This is a genomic window from Alphaproteobacteria bacterium (genome assembly GCA_040905865.1).
Classification (GTDB): Bacteria; Pseudomonadota; Alphaproteobacteria; order UBA8366.
The window spans coordinates 36317-54246 of the sequence record JBBDQU010000078.1; the positions used below are offsets into that span (position 1 = coordinate 36317).

At 63.2% G+C, this 17930-nt stretch carries 16 protein-coding genes and 1 other RNA gene; 2 read left to right on the plus strand and 15 right to left on the minus strand.

All coding sequences use genetic code 11. The features are described from left to right. Positions 1 to 3: 3 nt before the first annotated feature. From murF to WD767_18325, 6 genes are read right to left on the minus strand one after another with little or no spacing between them, the layout of a single operon-like run. Entirely contained in the window at positions 4 to 1410 is a 1407-nt protein-coding gene (murF, locus tag WD767_18300) for a UDP-N-acetylmuramoyl-tripeptide--D-alanyl-D-alanine ligase (protein MEX2618044.1), read from the minus strand. Continuing rightward, positions 1407 to 2879: a UDP-N-acetylmuramoyl-L-alanyl-D-glutamate--2,6-diaminopimelate ligase gene (locus WD767_18305; GenBank protein MEX2618045.1), complete on the minus strand. Its 1473-nt coding sequence runs from the start codon at positions 2877 to 2879 to the stop codon at positions 1407 to 1409. The genes murF and WD767_18305 overlap by 4 nt, the downstream gene beginning before the upstream one ends. After that, entirely contained in the window at positions 2866 to 4617 is a 1752-nt protein-coding gene (locus WD767_18310) for a penicillin-binding protein 2 (protein ID MEX2618046.1), read from the minus strand. Before WD767_18310 ends, WD767_18305 begins: the two co-directional genes overlap by 14 nt. Next, the gene (locus WD767_18315; GenBank protein MEX2618047.1) at positions 4614 to 4964 is read right to left on the minus strand and encodes a hypothetical protein; all 351 of its coding nucleotides are present in this window, start codon (positions 4962 to 4964) and stop codon (positions 4614 to 4616) included. Before WD767_18315 ends, WD767_18310 begins: the two co-directional genes overlap by 4 nt. Beyond that, the gene (gene rsmH, locus WD767_18320; GenBank protein MEX2618048.1) at positions 4961 to 5923 is read right to left on the minus strand and encodes a 16S rRNA (cytosine(1402)-N(4))-methyltransferase RsmH; all 963 of its coding nucleotides are present in this window, start codon (positions 5921 to 5923) and stop codon (positions 4961 to 4963) included. The genes WD767_18315 and rsmH overlap by 4 nt, the downstream gene beginning before the upstream one ends. Further along, positions 5920 to 6381: a division/cell wall cluster transcriptional repressor MraZ gene (locus tag WD767_18325; GenBank protein MEX2618049.1), complete on the minus strand. Its 462-nt coding sequence runs from the start codon at positions 6379 to 6381 to the stop codon at positions 5920 to 5922. Before WD767_18325 ends, rsmH begins: the two co-directional genes overlap by 4 nt. A gap of 500 nt (positions 6382 to 6881) precedes the next feature. Between WD767_18325 and WD767_18330 the strand changes: the two genes are divergently transcribed. Further along, positions 6882 to 7667, plus strand: coding sequence for a hypothetical protein (locus WD767_18330; GenBank protein ID MEX2618050.1), 786 nt, complete (start codon positions 6882 to 6884; stop codon positions 7665 to 7667). Positions 7668 to 7699: 32 nt separating this feature from the next. Here WD767_18330 and WD767_18335 read toward each other — a convergent pair whose 3' ends face one another. The 7 genes from WD767_18335 to rnpB all read right to left on the minus strand — a co-directional run bounded on the left by WD767_18335 (position 7700) and on the right by rnpB (position 14370). Continuing rightward, positions 7700 to 8587: an RDD family protein gene (locus tag WD767_18335; protein ID MEX2618051.1), complete on the minus strand. Its 888-nt coding sequence runs from the start codon at positions 8585 to 8587 to the stop codon at positions 7700 to 7702. Continuing rightward, positions 8574 to 9590, minus strand: coding sequence for a stage II sporulation protein M (locus tag WD767_18340; GenBank protein ID MEX2618052.1), 1017 nt, complete (start codon positions 9588 to 9590; stop codon positions 8574 to 8576). The genes WD767_18335 and WD767_18340 overlap by 14 nt, the downstream gene beginning before the upstream one ends. A gap of 1 nt (position 9591) precedes the next feature. Then, positions 9592 to 10902: a DUF58 domain-containing protein gene (locus WD767_18345; protein ID MEX2618053.1), complete on the minus strand. Its 1311-nt coding sequence runs from the start codon at positions 10900 to 10902 to the stop codon at positions 9592 to 9594. After that, positions 10902 to 11858, minus strand: coding sequence for a MoxR family ATPase (locus WD767_18350; protein ID MEX2618054.1), 957 nt, complete (start codon positions 11856 to 11858; stop codon positions 10902 to 10904). Before WD767_18350 ends, WD767_18345 begins: the two co-directional genes overlap by 1 nt. Continuing rightward, positions 11839 to 13095, minus strand: a complete 1257-nt coding sequence (locus tag WD767_18355) for a DUF4350 domain-containing protein (GenBank protein MEX2618055.1) — start codon at positions 13093 to 13095, stop codon at positions 11839 to 11841. Before WD767_18355 ends, WD767_18350 begins: the two co-directional genes overlap by 20 nt. Further along, the gene (locus WD767_18360; protein MEX2618056.1) at positions 13095 to 13850 is read right to left on the minus strand and encodes a DUF4129 domain-containing protein; all 756 of its coding nucleotides are present in this window, start codon (positions 13848 to 13850) and stop codon (positions 13095 to 13097) included. The genes WD767_18355 and WD767_18360 overlap by 1 nt, the downstream gene beginning before the upstream one ends. Before the next feature lie 116 nt (positions 13851 to 13966). Next, an RNA gene (gene rnpB, locus WD767_18365) (RNase P RNA component class A) lies at positions 13967 to 14370 on the minus strand. A 187-nt stretch (positions 14371 to 14557) separates the two neighbouring features. Between rnpB and WD767_18370 the strand changes: the two genes are divergently transcribed. Next, a complete protein-coding gene (locus WD767_18370; protein MEX2618057.1) occupies positions 14558 to 15403 on the plus strand; it encodes an alpha/beta hydrolase in 846 nt (281 codons plus the stop codon). Here WD767_18370 and WD767_18375 read toward each other — a convergent pair. Together WD767_18375 and WD767_18380 are read right to left on the minus strand one after the other, a co-directional pair. Next, positions 15400 to 16065 (minus strand): N-acetylmuramoyl-L-alanine amidase, encoded by a 666-nt coding sequence (locus WD767_18375; GenBank protein MEX2618058.1) that lies wholly within the window; start codon positions 16063 to 16065, stop codon positions 15400 to 15402. The two genes, WD767_18370 and WD767_18375, sit on opposite strands and share 4 nt — an antisense overlap. 72 nt (positions 16066 to 16137) lie before the next feature. Next, entirely contained in the window at positions 16138 to 17928 is a 1791-nt protein-coding gene (locus tag WD767_18380; protein MEX2618059.1) for an ABC-F family ATP-binding cassette domain-containing protein, read from the minus strand. Positions 17929 to 17930: the final 2 nt, after the last annotated feature.

Consider the following 17930-nt stretch of genomic DNA (forward strand, 5'->3'; position numbering starts at 1 on the left):
CGCCTAGCGCCCTCCTGCCATTGCTTCGGCATCGGCATCGCGATCCAGCGCCGCCAGCGCCGCAACGACCGGCGCCATATTGCTGCCAAATGACCCCTTGACCATCACGACGTCGCCGGGACGGATCGCATCGCGGACAATCGGCAGGATCGCGGCGCTGTCGCTGCCATGCGCGGCGCACCGGTCATGTCCCAGCGCCGCAGCCAGATGGGCCATGTTTTCGCCCGCGAGAAAGACGAGATCGATATTGTTGCCGGTGATGCTTTCCGCCAGCCCGGCATGCAGTTCAGGCGCCTGCGGCCCCAGCTCCCGCATGTCGCCCAGCACCGCGATGCGGCGACCCGGCGCCGTGCCCAGCACGTCGAACGCCACCCGCATAGAGGCGGGGCTGGCATTATAGCTTTCGTCGATCAGCAGGAAGCTGCCGCCATCGAGGCGGACATTCGTTCGCGACCCCCGGCCCTTTGGCGGGGAAACGTCCGTCAACGCCGCCATCGCGGCATCGACATCCGCGTCCAGCGCGGTGACGGCGGCCAGGACGGAGAGGCTGTTCAGCGCCCAGTGGCGGCCCGGCGCGCCAATTGTATACGTAACGTCCCGATCCGGAATGCGGGCGGAAACCCGGCTGTGCGCCGGCTGGACGTCGGCGGCAGCGAGCCGGAAATCCGCCATGTCATGGACACCGAAGGTCAGGATATTGCGAATGCCCGCCGCGTCCGCATGGCGGCGCAGGCGTTCGAAATGACGGTTGTCACGGTTCAGTACGGCGGTGCCATCGCGGTCCATGCCGGTGAAAATTTCCGCCTTGGCGTCCGCAATTCCTTCCTCGGAATCGAAGAATTCCAGATGGGCCGATTCCACATTGGTGATAATCGCAACCTCCGGGTGGGCCAGCCGGGAGAGCGGCGCGATTTCGCCGGGCGCGCTCATGCCCATTTCGAATACGCCAAACCTTGCGTCGCGCGGCAGTCGCGCGAGACTGAGCGGCAGACCCCAATGGTTGTTGAGGTTGCCGCTGGTCGCGGTGGTTTTGCCCTGCCGGCCGAGCACCAGCGCAAGGGCGTCCTTCGTGCCGGTTTTTCCTGCGCTGCCGGTAACGGCGACGATTCTGGCGGCGCTGCGATCACGCGCGTGACGGGCCAGCGCGGTCATGCCGTTCTCGGTATCGGGCACCGTCAGCAGCGGTCCGCCATGGTCCACCGAATCCGCCACCATGGCGGCCGCGGCGCCGGCGGAAAATGCGTCACGGACATAGGCATGGCCGTCCATGTTCGGGCCCTTTATGGCAATGAACAGATCGCCGGCCTGCACCGTACGGCTGTCGATGGACACGCCGGATGCCTGCCAGGATGTCGTAGTCCTGCCGCCGGTGGCCTGGGCCGCTTCGTTGGATGTCCACAGCGCGGTCATGCCGTAGCCCCGTCAATGTCGCGGATCGCGCCACGTGCGACCTCGATGTCGTCGAACGGCAGGATACGGGTGCCGATCGTCTGGCCCTGTTCATGGCCCTTGCCGGCAATGACCAGAACGTCGCCTGTCTCAAGCCCGGCAATGGCGGTTCGGATCGCTTCGCGCCGGTCGCCGATATCCGTCGCCAGTGGGCAGGCGTCGAGGATTCCGCGCCGAATGGCCGCCGGAATTTCGCTGCGCGGATTATCGTCGGTGACGATGACCCTGTCGGCCAGGGCTGCGGCGATGGCGCCCATTTGCGGTCGTTTGCCTGCATCCCGGTCGCCGCCGCAACCGAATACCGTCACCAGCCGGCCGGCGGCATGGGCGCGCGCCGCGCCGAGTACGGTGGCCAGCGCGTCGGGCGTGTGCGCGTAGTCGACGATGACCGGCGCGCCGTTCGTTCTGTGTCCGACAATCTGCATGCGGCCCGCTATGCCGTGCAATTGTGCCAAAAATGGGACCATGTCATCCATGTCCGCGCCGCACCCGGTAACCAGCGCGAGGGCGCAGAGCGCATTGGAAACCTGGAAATTTCCCGGCAGGGGAAAGGCGACGTCGAATGGCCGGCCATGGACGGAAAGGGACAACCGCCAGCCGCCACCCTGCGCAACCGCGTTGACGCAGCGGATGTCTCCGCTTTTCCGACCGTAGGTCAGCAGGGTCAGATTACGGTGGCGCGCGATTCTGGCGACGGGTTCAAACAGGTCTGAATCGGCGTCAACCACAGCGACGCCGCCGTCGTCCACGAGTTCCGCGAACAGCCGCAGCTTGGCGTCGCGATAGGCGTCCATCGTTTTGTGATAATCCAGATGATCGCGCGTTATGTTGGTGATCGCCGCGGCGGCGACACGCACGCCGTCCAGCCGGTACTGGTCGAGCCCGTGGCTCGACGCCTCGACAGCCAGGCGGTCGATATTGGCCATTTTCAACGCGGCGAGGGTTTCATGCAGCTTAACGGGATCCGGCGTCGTCAGTCCCGGACCGCCCGCCCATCCGGGCGCGGTGACGCCCAGCGTGCCCAGCGCGGCGGCGCGATGGCCCGCCAGCGTCCAGAATTGCTGCGCAAAATTCGCAACCGACGTCTTCCCGTTGGTGCCGGTTACCGCAACGATGGTGGCAGGCTGTTCTGGAAAGAAACGCGCCGCCATGAGAGCGAGGCGGCGGCGGGGATTCGGATCGATGATAACGGGCAGCGCGTCAGGGGCTTCCGCCGGACGGGAGCCGGGGGGCGCAAGAACCGCGGCGGCGCCGTTTCGTATTGCCTGCCCGATATAGTCGCGGCCGTCATGAACCGTACCGGGCAACGCCGCAAACAGAAATCCCGGGCGTACCTCGCGGCTGTCGGCGGTAAGGCCGATGATTTCGGTATCGGGCAGGATCGTCGCCGTCGTCACATTATCTCCGTTGACCAGCTCAGTAAGACGCAAGCTGGCGCCCCTCCCGGTTGAGTTGAATATCCAGCAGTTCGTGAATTTCCGGCGATGTCTCATCGACCGGACGGACGCCAAGCAATGGTGCCGTGCGTTCAATCAGTCGTTTGACGGACGGGGCCGCGACCCAACCGCCGGTCGCGTAGCCATGGGTCTGCTTGTTGCCCTGCGGTTCGTCAAGGATCACCAGAACCACGTAACGCGGCGCATGCATCGGAAAGGCGGCGATGAACGATGAAATCAGGGATCGCCGCCGATAGCCGCCGTTGCCCGGCTTGTCGGCCGTGCCGGTTTTCCCGCCGACGACATAGCCTTCGGCGGAAGCGTTCCTGCCGGTGCCGTTCTGGACGACGAGCCGCATCAGCCGCCGGATTTCGGACGAGGTCCGTTCCGAAATCACCCGCTTGCCTTCCGGCGGTTCGGTCGAATCCTTGCGGATCAGGGTGGGGCGATGGACCAGGCCGCCATTGACCATCGCAGAGACTCCGGACGCCAGTTGCAGCGGGCTGACGGCCATGCCGTGGCCATAGGAAATCGTCATCGTATTCACCGGACGCCATGGCGACGGCGTGATCGGTGAGCCGACTTCCGGTAATTCGATGTTGGCCTGCCGCAGCATGCCAAGCTGGCCGAAGAATTCCTGCTGCGCTTCGGCGCCGACATCCTGCGCCATTTTTGCCGCACCGATATTGGACGAGTACATGAAGATTTCCGGAACCGACAGCCAGCGCTTCTTGGCGTGGTAATCACGGATGAGGAACCTGGACACGCGGATAGGTTCGGTGGCGTCGTAGCCGCCGCTCAGTTTTACGACGCCATAATCCAGCGCCATGGCCGCGGTGAAAATCTTGAACGTCGATCCCAATTCGTAGACACCCAGCGTTGTGCGGTTGAATTTCTGATCGGGCAGGGCCGTGCCGGCATTATTGGGGTCGAAATCCGGCAGCGAGGCCATGGCGAGGACTTCACCATTGCTGACATCCATGATGATGCCTGCGGCGCCGATCGCGTTGAATTCCGTCATTGCGCGGGTCAATTCGCTCTGCACGGCATGCTGGACCCGAGTGTCGATGGTCAGTTGCAGGGGCGTATTGTTGTCACGCAACGATGGATCGAAGGACCGCTCTATTCCGGCGATGCCGCGATTGTCTATATCGACATAGCCCAGAATATGGGCGGCCAGCGGCCCGTTGGGATAGACGCGGGTTTCCGCGCTCTGGAAATACAGCCCCGGAATGCCGAGCGCATTAACCCTGGCCTGCTGGCGGGGGGTCATGTTGCGCTGCAGCCAGATGAACGACCGGTCGGTTTTCAGGGATCGCGCAATTTCGGCTTCGCGAAGGTCCGGCAGCGCCCGGACAAGCTGGCGCGCGGCATCGTCCGCATCGATAATCTTGCGCGGGTTGGCGTACAGCGAGGCGGTGTTCAGGTTGGTGGCCAGCAGGACCCCGTTCCGGTCCACGATATTCGACCGGTCCATGCGCATCGCCTGGATATGCGTGGCGTGTGCGGTCTTTGGCTCCCGGGCCTCCTGAAACAGGGCGATATCGACCAGCCGGACGGAAATCGCAACGAACGCGAGCATGAGCATCGCGCCCGTGAATACGATACGGCTATGGCTGACCTCCAGGACATGGGCGTTCCGCTTGTCCGTATGGGCTGCGCAGGGCCGGGTGCCGGCACGCTGCGAATTACGCCGCCGCTTCGACAGGTGCCTGCGCCGGGAGAAAATCATCGTACGCTCCTGACCGCCGAAGCGCTGACGGGTGTCCCGCGCGTCGTTTCGACCGCAAGTGTCGGGGCCGGCGTATCGACGAGATCTTCCAGCCCGCCGACCTGCGAGGTTTCCGGGTATTGGAGGTCGGGCAGATACTTGCGCGCGAGGTTCTCGATATTCTCCGGCCGGTTCAGATAACTCCATTCCGCACGGAGGACATGGACGGCGTTCTGCTCCCGCAGGATCTGCTTGTTCAACCGGCTGAGATCGTTTTGCAATTGCTCAACCTTGAAAGTGATGTTGAACAGGGCGAAGCCCGCGATACCCGCAAGACCTATCCAGATGAAAATGGCAGTGCTTCTCATGCTGCGTCCTCCATCGGCCATGCCGCCGCCGCTGTTCGGCAAGCGGCCCGCATCCGTGCGGACCGTGCTCGCGGATTTGCGCGCGTTTCGGTTTCGGACGGGGTCAGGCCCCGGCGGTGGAGAAGCGTGAAGGACGGCGCGCGTCGATGCGGCGCTTCGGGCGCATGACGCGAGGCGCGCGGCGCTTCGTCAGAGCGGACCCGCAGGAAATTCTTGATCCGGCGGTCTTCCAGGGAATGGAAACTGACGACAACCAGCCTGCCGCCCGGCTGCAACAGATGTTCCGCGGCCACAAGGCCGCGGTCCAGTTCGCCCAGTTCGTCATTCACATGGATACGCAGCGCCATGAAGGTCCGGGTTGCGGGGTCGATACCGTCGGCGGCGCGCGGCATGACATCGCGGATGATCTGCGCCAATTGCAGGGTCCGGGTGATGGGACCCGTTTCCCGCGCCGCAACAATGGCATGGGCGATGCGTCGGGCGTGCCGTTCTTCGCCCAGGCGCCGGATCAGGACGGCCAGTTCCCGCTCGTCGAATTCATTGACGATATCGGCGGCAGTGGGGCCCTCCTGCGCCATACGCATGTCCAGTGGGCCGTCGCCGCGAAATGAAAACCCGCGTGCGGCGTTATCCAGTTGCGGGGACGATACGCCAAGGTCGAATACGACCCCATCCAGCGCCGGGGCTCCGGCGTTTTCCAGCAGTTTCGGCAGGTCCCCGAACCGGCCGTGCAGCAGGGTCAGTCGACCGTTATATTCGCGCGCCATTTCCCGTCCCCGCGCAATGGCGTCCGGATCGCGGTCGCAGGCCCAGACTGTGCAGTCCGCCGCGTCCAGTATTGCGCGGGAATAGCCTCCGGCGCCGAAGGTTCCATCGAGGTAGACCCGGCCGTCCGCCGGATCCAGCGCGGCCAGCACCTCGTCCCGCATGACCGGGATATGACGGTCCGATGCGGTCATGCCGGAGCTCCGCGCGGCGCGGCCGGCAGGGTATAGTCCGGCGATGTCCGATTGACTCCGGCTGCATAGGCTGCATAGAGCTCCGGCTGCCAGATGTGAAACTGCCTTCCGGCGCCGATGAATACCGCTGTTTCTTCGATCCGGGCGGCGTTGCGGAAGTCTTCCGGCAGGACGATACGGCCCTCGCCGTCTATGCTCAGTTTGCGCGCCCGGCCCAGTATAGTGGTCGTGAAATATTCCTGTTCCCTGGTGTATTTGCCGAAGGAATCGATGTTTTCGGTCAGGGCTTCCAGTTGCGCCCGGTCTATCGCTTCAAGCGCGGTTTCCCATTTCGGCGACGGGTAAATGTAAATATACCGGCCGTCTCCTTCCGGGAGTTCGGCACGAAAATCGGCCGGCAGGGAAACACGTCCCTTCCTGTCGACCTTGTTTCGGTGTTCTCCCGTGAATAACAGCATTCCCGTTCCCGATTTCCGCATTCTCCACCACCGGGTTACATGCTATCTTTGCCGGAGGTGCGGACCCGTTAGGTAGGACGGATTATATGTCCGCCATGACAATTCATGGTACTTTATGGAGTATCATGGAATTTTTTGGGAAGTCAAGCAACGTGCAGTAAAAGCGCGAGAACAAATGCGTCTATTCTGTTCTCTTTCAAGAATCCAGTTTTAGCGACATCATTAAATACACCTACAAGGACTTGTGGGACCCCGATGAATAAATGATATTTTGCGAATCGGGTTCAATATATGTTCCTATAATGTTCTTTTCGCGACATATTTATTGGCGCGTGTAATTTGGATTTTTCCGCCACAAGGACGGTTTGGTATCGGGGTCGATGCCTGTATTCTATGTTTGCGCGCTGTCCTGAAAGTGGTGGTTACGAGTATTAGTTCTTGAATTTTGGCGATGGACTGCAAGGGCGTAGCGGAAATGGCGGCAACGGAGGAATGTACAGATGAGTCAGGGTGGAGCGGGTCTGGGGCCGATGCCGATAACGGATTTTGAAATCGGCGCCGTGATACGGCGCAGCTTTCTGGTGCTCTTCAAGAATTTCGGTCCGTTCATCCTGTTGTCGCTGATATTCATGCTGCCTTCACAGTTTCCGTTATTGCTGGCGTCGCCGGAACCCTCCGTCGAAGCGGGTGGTGACGTCACCGTGGATGCAATGGTTCCGTTAGCCACCTTCGTCGTGCATTTCCTGTCGACGAGCCTGCTGTCCGCCACGCTGGTATATGGCACAATCATCCAGCTGCGCGGCGGTCACGCGACGGCGATGGAATCGGTCGTGAAAGGCCTCGGCCTGTTGTTACCCGTGATCGGCGTAAGCCTGCTGGCCGGCCTGATAACCCTCGCGGGAATGCTGCTGCTGATTGTCCCTGGAATTCTGGCATTCACCGTCCTGTGGGTCGCCGTGCCGGCGGCGGTTGTCGAAAGGCCCGGCATAGTGGCCAGTTTGCGCCGCAGCGCCGAATTGACCGACGGTTATCGCTGGCGCGTACTCGGTGTGATCGCGGTTATCCTGCTGATCAGCGCCGTGATCGAAATGATCGTGGTCGGGCCGCTGGTGGCAACCATGAACCATGAAACGGCCGGCATGCCAATTGGCGCGACAATTATCCTGCTGATTGTCCAGGCTTTTTTCGCGGCGCTGTCCGCGGTGACGATTGCTGTCAGCTATCACGATTTGCGGATTACCAAAGAAGGCGTCGGCACGGAGCACATTGCAGCGGTATTCGATTAAAGGCGTGAATCTGACTTATTTATACCGCCGCGTCAGGGGCGGTCGAATTTGTTCGCCCGCGGCTTTCCAAACAAGGCGCTGTGCTCCAGATGGCCGCGAAGGGCCGCGTAAAAGGCCCGCAGGAAATCCGATGCGTCGACCGGATGTTCATCCGATGGCGTCCAGCCGATTTTGGCCTGGATCGTCCGTGCGATGGCGGCCCGGGACTCGACGGTGTCCGGCGCGTCCTGCCGCAGCACCTTTTCCAGCGTCTGCAATTCATACACGCCGTAGACCGACAGCTGGGAGGGGGTAAAACGGATGGCCGTCCGATGAGACTTGTCGGTTTCCGATACCGCGATATCCGGCAGCAATGCGGTTTTCGGCGTTTCGACCACCCAGGTGCCGGCGACGATATCGCCGCAGCGCAGCCTGTCACGGTTGAACCAGGGCAGCGCCATCAGCATCCCTGTCCATGACAGCGTCAGCAGATTGACCCAGAAACCGTTGCCGCCATGGACCGACATCAGCAGGGTGACCGGCATGAAGAGTTCGACCTCTCGCATCAGGTTCCGGGCAAAGATGGCGCCTGGCAGCAGCCGCCCGCCGTTGCGATCGATCACCCGCAGGCCGAGAAGCCGCTTCCCCGGCGTCGTGCCCTGCCATCTCAGTTCGAAGAAGATGAAATAAAAGCCCCGTATGCCGAAAGACAGGACAATGGCCAGCGACATCGCCCATTTTCCGCCGGTATCGGGGAAAATTGCGATGGCGATCAGCACTATTGAGGCCAGGCCGAGTAAAATGATGCCTATATCGATCAGGACGGCGAAGAAGCGATCCCCGCGGGCGGCGAGCCGGACCCGTAATGCCAGGCCTTCGGGGGTGACGATCTCGCGAACTGCGCCGGCGCGCATGCTGGCGGGCGGGTCAGTTGGCGTCACGGCCTGCCTCCCGTCCCGAAAAGGCGAAATATGCCAGCCAGGCCAGCAATACGCCGCCGCCGATGCCGTAGCGGAAAATGCCGTCGGTGACGAGCTGGCGGGCAAACCCTTCGAGCAGCGCCGCCACGAAAAACAGCCCGACGGCGCCGATGGCGACCACGGCGGCCATGCGGCCTTTCACCGCGAGATTATGCAGCCGGCTGTAACGGTCCGGGAAGGCGAGGGCGCCTCCCAGGACAAGCCCGGCGCCGCCGCATAACGCCATCGCGAGCAATTCCGTCGTGCCATGGATCATCAGCCAGGCCCAGAGGTCCCAGGAGAGCCCGCGCGACGCGTAGAGCGCGGCGAATGCTCCCAGGGTGAGGCCGTTCACGAACAGCAGCAGCACGGTTGGAACGCCGAAGGCGAAGCCGAGCGCGAAACTCAACAATCCGATCTTTGCGTTGTGGCTGAACAGGAAACTGGCGAAGAGATTGAGGCTGTCGATGGCGGTGTCGTCGGTTTCGTAAAGGGCGGCGCGCAGGTCGCCGGTTTCCGCCGTCGGGGACCGGAATCCGGCCATCGATTCGGAGACGAAACTGTAATACCAGTCCGGGCTGTTCGCCGTCAGCACGAAGCCCACGATACCGCCGAAGGCCAGGACCGCGAAAGCGGCGGCGATATGCCATCGTGCCGCGCGGACCGCCGCGGGAAAGTCGCGCACCAGAAATCGCCGTATTCCCGCGCCCGGCGACTCGCGACCGCCGTAGACGCAGAAATAGGCGCGAACCGCGAGGCTTTCGAGATAAGCGACGACATTCCGGTCCAGCGAAATACTGCGCGCGACCGACAATGAGGAAATGGCCGAACGGTATAGTTCCGGAAGGCGGCGCAACTCCTGCGCGGAAAGGCTCGACAGGCCTGATCGCTGCACCCGCTGCACCAGGCTGTCGAGGTCGCGCCAGCCTTCTTCGCGTTCGCGGCGGAAATTGTAGCTTCGGAGATGCGCTTCTGGTTCCGCCATGTCAGATAAGTTCCAGTCGCTTGATGTGAATGTACCGGTTCAGCAGTTCGGCGCCGACCGCATGGCTTGGCGCATCGATGCAATGGATACCCATGCGGCGCAGCCGTTCGAAAACCGTGCGGCGCTCGCGCAGGAAGCCGTCGGCGACAACCATGCGATTGACGTCTTTCAGGGTCCGGGGGCTCTTTTCCGGAGGCGTGTGCAGCCGGGGATCGTGCATCGACACGAAGATGACGAGGTGCCTCGCGGCCAGCCGTTGCAGGTTCTCGACCATCAGTTCCGCCGTCACCGTATCGACGAATTCCGTTTGCAGGATGATGAGCGAGCGCCGTTTCAGGCGCGTCATCAGTTCCATCAGGCCCCGGGTAAAGTTCGTTTCTTCCTGATGGTATTCGATGTCCGATGTCAGGCGCATCAGCCGCGGAAATTCGTGGACGCCGCCAAAGGGCTCCGCGGAGACGCGGGTCTGTGCGTCAAAACCGAAGACGCCGATGCGGTCGCCGTGACGCAGCGAGGCGTGGCCAAGCAGCAACCCGGCATTAATCGCGTGATCAAGCCGCGGAATGCCGTGCAAGGGCGTGCTCATCAGGTGTCCGGTATCGAACGCCAGGATGATCTGGTGGTTCCGCTCGGTCCGGAATTCCTTGCAGACAAGCTTGTGGTGGCGCGCCGAATGCTTCCAGTCGATGGAGCGGTGATCCAGTCCCGGCATGTATTCGCGCAGGGCATCGAATTCCGTTCCCTCGCCGGACTGGCGCTGGGTCTTGATTCCGAATGTGGCGTCCCGCACGGATAGCGTCAGGGCGGCGCCGCGGACCGCCCGGATATTCGGGACAATCGGCACCGATGCATCCGTTTCGCGGATGTGGCGCCGCTCGACAAGGCCCAGTGGGCCCTGCCAGCGCAGCCAGAGACGCTGAATCGCCGCATGCCCGCGTCGGTTCGGCACCAGAGGGATCCGTAATTCGCATGATTCGCCGGGTATCATCCGGCAATGCTGATGCGGCGGCGGCTGGAGTGTGCCGCCGGTGTCGCAGGCCAGCGTCACTGTTGTCGGATGACGCAGCGCGATGCCGGACAGCGCAATCGTCACGACGTCACGGTCGCCGACATAGAGCACGCCGGGTATTTGCACATCGATGGCAAACACGCCGACGCGCGGCGTAAGAACAGCATCCCATCCGGTGATGGCGACAGCGACGGCAAGGCAACCGAACGCCAGCGGCCACAATGTCTCGTCGGCGAGAATCAGGGCAAACCCGAGCGGGACACCCGATGCAAAGACAATGAAGGCGCGAAGCGTCGGCAGCATCAGCGCGGCGCCGGTACCTGGTCGAGGATGGCCCTGATGACCTGATCGGCATTCGTGCCGTCTATTTCCGCGCCCGGCGCCAGGACAACGCGGTGTCGCAGCGCCGGAATGGCGAGCGTCTTCACGTCGTCGGGAATGGCATAGTCGCGGCTTTGCAGGGCGGCATAGGCGCGCGTGGCGATGGCCAGCATGTTCGCGGCCCGGGGCGAGGCGCCGAACTGCAGTGACGGGTGCTCCCGGCTCGCCCGGATGACATCGACGATATAGTCGATCAGGTCGGCTGACAGCCGGATTCCGGTGACGACCTGCCGGATCTGTTGCAGGACCGTGAGGTCGGCGACCCGGGTCATGCCGAACGCGTCCAGCGCCGGCATCGTGGTGCGCTGGCCGTGCTGTTCGACGATGGCGCGCTCCTCGTCCCGCGACGGATAGTCCAGCACATGCTTGAACAGGAAACGGTCGAGCTGCGCTTCCGGCAGCGGGTACGTGCCATGCTGTTCGATCGGGTTCTGCGTGGCGATCACCATGAATCCGTCGTCCAGCGGATAGGTCTTCCCGTCGATGGTGACGGTGCGCTCATGCATGGCCTGCAACAGGGCTGACTGGGTCTTGGGCGGTGTCCGGTTTATTTCATCCGCCAGCAGCAACTGCGTGAAAACCGGCCCCTTGGTCAGGGTGAAGGCGCTTGTCTGGAAATTGAAAAGATTGGTGCCCGTGACATCGCCCGGCATCAGATCCGGTGTGAACTGGATGCGTCCGAATTTCAGCGACAGGGCATGCGCAAACGCCTGCGCCAGCAATGTCTTGGCGGTGCCGGGCACGCCCTCCATCAGGATATGGCCGTCTGACAGCAGGCTGACGAGCATCAGGTCGATGGCGGTATCCTGTCCGATGACAACCTTGCGGACCTGCTCCCGCAAGGCCTCGCTTGTCGTCCTAATGCCGTCTAGGTCCATGTATCATCTCCTGCTTCCAGTGGTGTAGGCGCTGCATCGCGCGCAGCAGCCGGGGTCCGCCCGAAAGGGGCGCCGCTGATGCCTCGCGGTACAATGCTTCAAAGGACGGTTCCATTCGGCGCGCCGCGCCGATACGGTCTATCCATCTGATTTGTTCCGCCGCGTTCATATGGCGTGGCGCATGAAGCTGCTGCGCCAGTTCACGAAGCACGATGCCGGGATAGGCGCGCGCGACTTCCTGCTCATGGCCGGCCTGCTGCAACAGGTCGATCGCGTTTTCGATCAGGTCCGATTCCGTTGCCGTACCGCGGCGCGGGGCGGGTAGCGCCGCCCCGAAACGGCTCGACGCCGCCCAGACCAGAATGCCGAGCGCCGCGATTGCGGTGACGGTCGCCGCAAGGAAAGGCAATCTGAACAACGTCCGCCACAGGCTCGGGGTCTGGAAAAATCCGTGGATGACCTCATCGATAACGACCGTGCCGTCCTTTGGCCGCATCAGCTCGATCATATCGAGCATCAGTGCGGCATGATCGCCGCGACCGATTCCCGCATTGGACAGCAGGTCCGGATCCGAAACGACGAAAAGCGTCCGGCCCTGCACCGTGACGGCGCCGACGAGGATTCCCTCCCAGGCGGAAACAATGGGCTCGATGACCGACGATCTGATCAACTGAAGGCCCTCGATTTCCGGCACGGCCCGGCCGCGGATTCGGTTCGTCAGGGTGTCATTATCGACGCGCCCGCCATTGAATCGCCGAACCGATGCGGCGGATGCTTCGTTCCAGCCGATTTTCACGGGCTCGCGGATCACGACCGCGTTCGGGTCGAACTGCCGGATCACATGCTCGACCCACTTCCGGGGCTGAAATGCGACGTCGCGAACCCAGCCCGGGTGTGCAGGGTCGGCGTCCGCCGCCCATTTGGGCAGGATCAGCAGGGTCCGGTCCGCCAGCCCGTAACTGCCCGGTTGCAGGTTCGGTTCCGCGAGAATCAGCAGCGCTTTCCCGCCGGCCTTCGCCGCCGAATTGTTGCGGCTCACGACCGTTGGAATGCCGCGCCGTTGCAGGAATTCCAGGAAGGCGCGGTGTCCGACGGCAGACGTCGAAAACACATTGGCGCCGCTTGTCCCGGGCTGGTCATCCGATATGGCGAAATAGGCCGCGCCCGCGAAGGCAAGGATACCGCAGGTGATCAGGATGGCGACGGTGCGCGGCGAAAAGACAGGTTGTTTCGCCATTAGCGGACCGTGGCCTGGCGGCGCGTGAAATTACGGTAGCCTTCGAGGCATTGCTCGAAGGTGTCCCGGTCGATTTCCATGCCACCGAATCGCGTGCGTTCGACCGATGCAACGATGAACGCAAGGCTGGCCCTCGCAGTTTGGGGCAGTGATACCGACGCCACGACCTCCCGGCTCGTCAGCGCGGGTTGCACGGCGGTTCCCTGCTGTGTCCGGATATCCTCGATGAACCGCAACAACAGCAGATGGACGGCGTCCGCCAGCGCGCCGTCGCGGGCAAGTCGCTCGACCTCATCCAGCGGGGAATGCGGCGTGCCGGATTGTACTGCGGTCCGGGCCGGGACCGGTTCCGTTTCGGCGGGACGTTTCCGGTCGCGCCGCATCTTCCGCATCGCAAGATAGACGAGGTACACGATACCCGCCGCGATCAGTGTCCAGGCGATGTATCGGAACATGTCGGGCAGGGGGCGGGTCGAACCTTCGAAATCTGTTTCAAACTGAAAATCAGGCGCCTCGGGCTGAATCGGGGCAGGGCGGGTTTCCGGTGCTGGCGGCGCCGGGGTGACGGGAAACTGGCGCTGGTAATCCCGGCCCGACAGGACGGTCTCGATGTCCTGCCTTACGGACTCGGTATCTCCCGGCGCCGCCGCCGTCTGTGCGTGGGCGATGCCGCCGCCGAAAACAATCGGCAGGACGAGGACAAGGATGTTTCGGATTGGCGGCACTCGCGGCCCGATGGCCGGGTTCGGTTTCATTCCTCTGTTTCCGGCGCGATACTCTGCCATTTCCGCGACCCTGAAATCCAAATAATCACTACGTGCCGTCGCACCGGATTTTTATACACATACCGGGCAGTGCCCGTAATTGTAGAAATGTCAGACGGTCTGTAAGCCGGGTTCTGTTCCCGCCCTTTCGGGCGTTCGATGGCCATTCATCTGGGACGTCCGTCGCCGGATGCCTCGTGCGACCTACCCGGGCGGCAGCCCGAAAACCTGCCTTCCGGCGCCGAAACGCCGAAATGCCGCCCCTTTTCGGTCTTGCTCCCGGTGGGGTTTGCAATGCCACCCCCGTTGCCGGGGATGCGGTGCGCTCTTACCGCGCCTTTTCACCCTTACCGGCAGGCCTTGCGGCGATGCCGGCGGTACGCTTTCTGTTGCACTTTCCCTGGGGTTGCCCCCGCCGGGCGTTACCCGGCACCGTGTTTCCGTGGAGCCCGGACTTTCCTCCCCCCGGCCGCGGTTTCCCACGCCGAAAGGCAGCCATCCGACCGTCTGACAGGCCCTACATAATGTCCCCAGCGCCCGAATGCTATCGAACATTTTCATTATCCCTCTGGACGCAAACATAATTTTCGTCGCAGACTGGTACACCTGCGGGCTCCCGCGGGGGCGCAATCGTCGAAATGACAAGGGATACAGCGAATATGAGCGCAGGAGAACGTCTGCCCGGAACTCCGGTTCCCATGCATAAATGGACCGGTCATGGCGGTATTACCATTGCCGGAGACACCTGGGGCGACCCGAACGGGCCGCTTGTCATCCTGCAGCATGGCGGCGGCCAGACCCGTCACGCATGGAAAGGCGCCGGTGAAACGCTGGGCGAGGCAGGCTATCACGCCGTTGCCTTTGACGCGCGCGGACACGGCGACTCCGACTGGGCGCCGCCGGATGAATACGATCCGGATTTCATGGTCGAGGACCTGCTTTGCGTCGCGAAGGCGCTGGGCAACTTGAATCCCATTCTCGTCGGCGCTTCGATGGGGGGCGGGGTCAGCCTGCTCGCCATCGGCAAGAAGCGTATCGATGCCGCGGCGCTGGTGCTGGTCGACATGGCGCCAAAGATCGAAACCGAAGGCGCGCTGAAAATTCGCGAATTCATGAATCAGAAGCCGGACGGCTTCGACAGCCTGGAAGAAGTCGCCGCCGCCATCGCCAATTACCAGCCGCATCGCAAGCGGCCGCGCAACCTCGACGGGCTGGCGAAGAATGTCCGCCTTGGCGCCGATGGAAAATACAAATGGCACTGGGACCCGGCGCGCCGCCGCAGCATGGAGAATATGGAAAACTATCGCAAACGGCTGCACGAGTGTGCCGATACGCTGACCCTGCCGACCCTGCTGGTGCGGGGCGGGTTGTCCGATGTCTTGAGCGAGGAAGGCGCGCAGAGTTTCCTGAAACAATGCCCGCATGCGGAATACGTGAACGTGAAGAACGCGGCGCATATGGTCGCGGGCGACCGCAACGATATCTTCGCGGATTCTGTGATCGACTTTCTTGGCCGTGTCGCGCCGGTATCGGTGTCGAGCTAAACCAGTCTGAGCAATCCGGCGAGCAGTCGGGCGCATTCGGCGTCCGGTTGCCCGTCAATTCGCGACGGCCGGAAATGCCGCTGGAATGCGGCAAGCGCTGCGTCGTTTTTCGCGTCATAACCGTATTGCGCCAGCATTTCCGGGACGGCGGCAATATCGGCGTCACATTCTTCCGGCCATAATCCCAGTTTCCGGTCCGCCATCCGTCGCCAGTCGAAATGCTCACCGGGGTCAGTCTTCCGGCCAGGGGCGATATCCGAATGGCCGACCACGTTGCGGGCCGGGATCGGGTGGCGGGCGACGATGCCGGCCGCAAGGTCGATCAGCGCCGCCATCTGCGTCTCGGGGAAGGGCCGATAGCCGTGTTCGTGCCCCGGATTGACCAGTTCCACGCCGATGGAGCGGCTGTTTACATCGCGGTGCCCGCGCCAGTGGGCAACGCCGGCGTGCCAAGCGCGGCGGGACTCATCCACCAGCCGCAGGATCGCGCCGTCTTCGTCGATCAGGTAATGCGCGCTGACCTGCGCCGCCGGATCGCAAAGCCGCGCCAGCGCCGCTTCGGCCGTTTTCATGCCCGTATAATGCAGCACCAGCATATCGATGGCCGAACCGGCCGCGCGCGGTCCGTGATTGGGCGATGGATGATCGGCGATCCTGGGCATGCGACTTCCCTTCGCGCACCTTCACAGGATTGCCGGATCGCCATGGGCGATTCCAGCAATCCACGATCTGATTCAGGCGGCGCCTTCCAGCGCCTCGCGCTTCATTTCCACTTCAAGCCAGCGTTCCTCCGCCTTGTCCTTTTCCTGCCGGGCGGCGTCAAGGCGGGCGGCGGACGATTCGAATTTTTTGCGGTCGCGGCCGAACAGTTGCGGATCGGCAAGCGCTTCTTCCAGCGCGGCGATTTCCGATTCCAGCGCCGCAATGCGGCCCGGCAGTTGTTCCAGGTCTGTCTTCTCCCTGAAGCTCAGCCGTTCCGTCCTGCCCTGGCGGTGGTCCGGGGCGGATGCTTTCGGCGTGTCGCGGCGCTGCGATTCGATCCGCGCGTTCCGCTGCATCAGGTAGTCGTCATAGCCGCCCGGATATTCCGCGACATCGCCATCGCCTTCGACGGCGATCATGCTGGTCACCAGCCGGTTCAGGAAATCGCGGTCATGGCTGACCAGCAGGAGGGTGCCGTCGAAATCGCTCAGCATGTCCTCCAGCAGGTCCAGCGTATCCATGTCCAGATCGTTGGTCGGTTCGTCGAGCACCATCAGGTTGCAGGGCTGCGCCAGTTTCACGGCCAGCGCCAGGCGGTTGCGTTCGCCGCCCGACAGGCTGGAAACCGGGCTGCGCGCCTGTCCTTCGTCGAACAGGAAATCCCGCAGATAGGCCACTACATGGCGCTGCCGGTCACCGACCATGACGCTGTCGCCGCCGCCAGGACACAGCGTGTCCCACAGCGACGCATCCGGATCGAGCGAGGCGCGGTGCTGGTCGAAATGGGTCATGGTGACCCGCGCGCCGTGTTTCACGGTGCCGCTGTCCGGAGCCAGTTCGCCGGTCAGCAGCTTCAGCAATGTCGTTTTTCCGGCGCCGTTGCGCCCGATGATGCCGATCCGGTCGCCGCGCAGGATACGGGTCGAGAAATTATCGATAACGGTGTTGCCGTCATAGGCCTTGGAGATGCCGTCCGCGTCGATCAGGATGCGGCCGCTGGTCGGCGCGGCATCCGCGGCGATGGCGGATTTCCGGTTCGGACGCAGCAGGGCGACCCGTTCCTCCCGCAGCGAGGCGAGCTTGCGCACCCGGCGCTGGTTGCGGCGGCGGCGCGCGGTGACGCCCCGCTGCATGTAGCGCAACTCCGCCTTCAGGTAATGTTCGACCCGGCTGCGCTCCTGTTCCTGGTCGGCGATGATCTGGTCGGACCACTCCTCGAAGCCGCCGTATCCGGCGCTCAGCCGGTGCATCTTTCCGTTGTCGAGCCACAGGGTGGCCTGGGACAGCCTGGTCAGGAAGGCGCGGTCATGGCTGATGACCAGCAGACCGCCCTTGAACCGGTTCAACTCGTCCTCCAGCCATTCGATCGTCTGCAGGTCGAGATGGTTGGTCGGTTCATCCAGCAGCAGGATATCGGGGTCGGTCGCGAGTGCGCGGGCCAGGGCGGCGCGCCGCCCTTCGCCGCCGGACAGGGACGATGCGATCTGCGCGGGGTCCAGTTGCAGCCGGTCCATCATCGCCGCTGCCCGGTGTGTTTCGCCGCCCCCGGCTTCGACATATTCCGACAGGGTCTGGCCTGGTTCGGGCGCGAAATCCTGCGCCAGATAGGTTACCTGCGTGCCGGGCTGGATGAACCGCTCGCCCGACAGCAGTTCGACTTCGCCGGCCAGCGCCTTCAGCAGGGTCGACTTGCCGCTGCCGTTGCGGCCGACAAGGCATATCCGTTCGCCGCGCCCGATCGCGACATCGATATCGGTGAACAGCGTGCGGGTGCCGAATCCGGCGCTGGCGGCGCGCAGGGCAAGAAGAGGTGGCGCGGCCATGG

What these genes read in the sequence shown, in the direction of transcription:
- rsmH (MEX2618048.1), bottom strand. Translation starts at nt 5,923, where the DNA reads ATGACCGCATCGGACCGTCATATCCCGGTCATGCGGGACGAGGTGCTG.
- WD767_18350 (MEX2618054.1), bottom strand. Translation starts at nt 11,858, where the DNA reads ATGGACCTAGACGGCATTAGGACGACAAGCGAGGCCTTGCGGGAGCAG.
- murF (MEX2618044.1), bottom strand. Translation starts at nt 1,410, where the DNA reads ATGACCGCGCTGTGGACATCCAACGAAGCGGCCCAGGCCACCGGCGGC.
- WD767_18355 (MEX2618055.1), bottom strand. Translation starts at nt 13,095, where the DNA reads ATGGCGAAACAACCTGTCTTTTCGCCGCGCACCGTCGCCATCCTGATC.
- WD767_18375 (MEX2618058.1), bottom strand. Translation starts at nt 16,065, where the DNA reads ATGCCCAGGATCGCCGATCATCCATCGCCCAATCACGGACCGCGCGCG.
- WD767_18380 (MEX2618059.1), bottom strand. Translation starts at nt 17,928, where the DNA reads ATGGCCGCGCCACCTCTTCTTGCCCTGCGCGCCGCCAGCGCCGGATTC.
- WD767_18330 (MEX2618050.1), top strand. Translation starts at nt 6,882, where the DNA reads ATGAGTCAGGGTGGAGCGGGTCTGGGGCCGATGCCGATAACGGATTTT.
- WD767_18325 (MEX2618049.1), bottom strand. Translation starts at nt 6,381, where the DNA reads ATGCTGTTATTCACGGGAGAACACCGAAACAAGGTCGACAGGAAGGGA.
- WD767_18315 (MEX2618047.1), bottom strand. Translation starts at nt 4,964, where the DNA reads ATGAGAAGCACTGCCATTTTCATCTGGATAGGTCTTGCGGGTATCGCG.
- WD767_18360 (MEX2618056.1), bottom strand. Translation starts at nt 13,850, where the DNA reads ATGAAACCGAACCCGGCCATCGGGCCGCGAGTGCCGCCAATCCGAAAC.
- WD767_18340 (MEX2618052.1), bottom strand. Translation starts at nt 9,590, where the DNA reads ATGGCGGAACCAGAAGCGCATCTCCGAAGCTACAATTTCCGCCGCGAA.
- WD767_18310 (MEX2618046.1), bottom strand. Translation starts at nt 4,617, where the DNA reads ATGATTTTCTCCCGGCGCAGGCACCTGTCGAAGCGGCGGCGTAATTCG.
- WD767_18345 (MEX2618053.1), bottom strand. Translation starts at nt 10,902, where the DNA reads ATGCTGCCGACGCTTCGCGCCTTCATTGTCTTTGCATCGGGTGTCCCG.
- WD767_18370 (MEX2618057.1), top strand. Translation starts at nt 14,558, where the DNA reads ATGCATAAATGGACCGGTCATGGCGGTATTACCATTGCCGGAGACACC.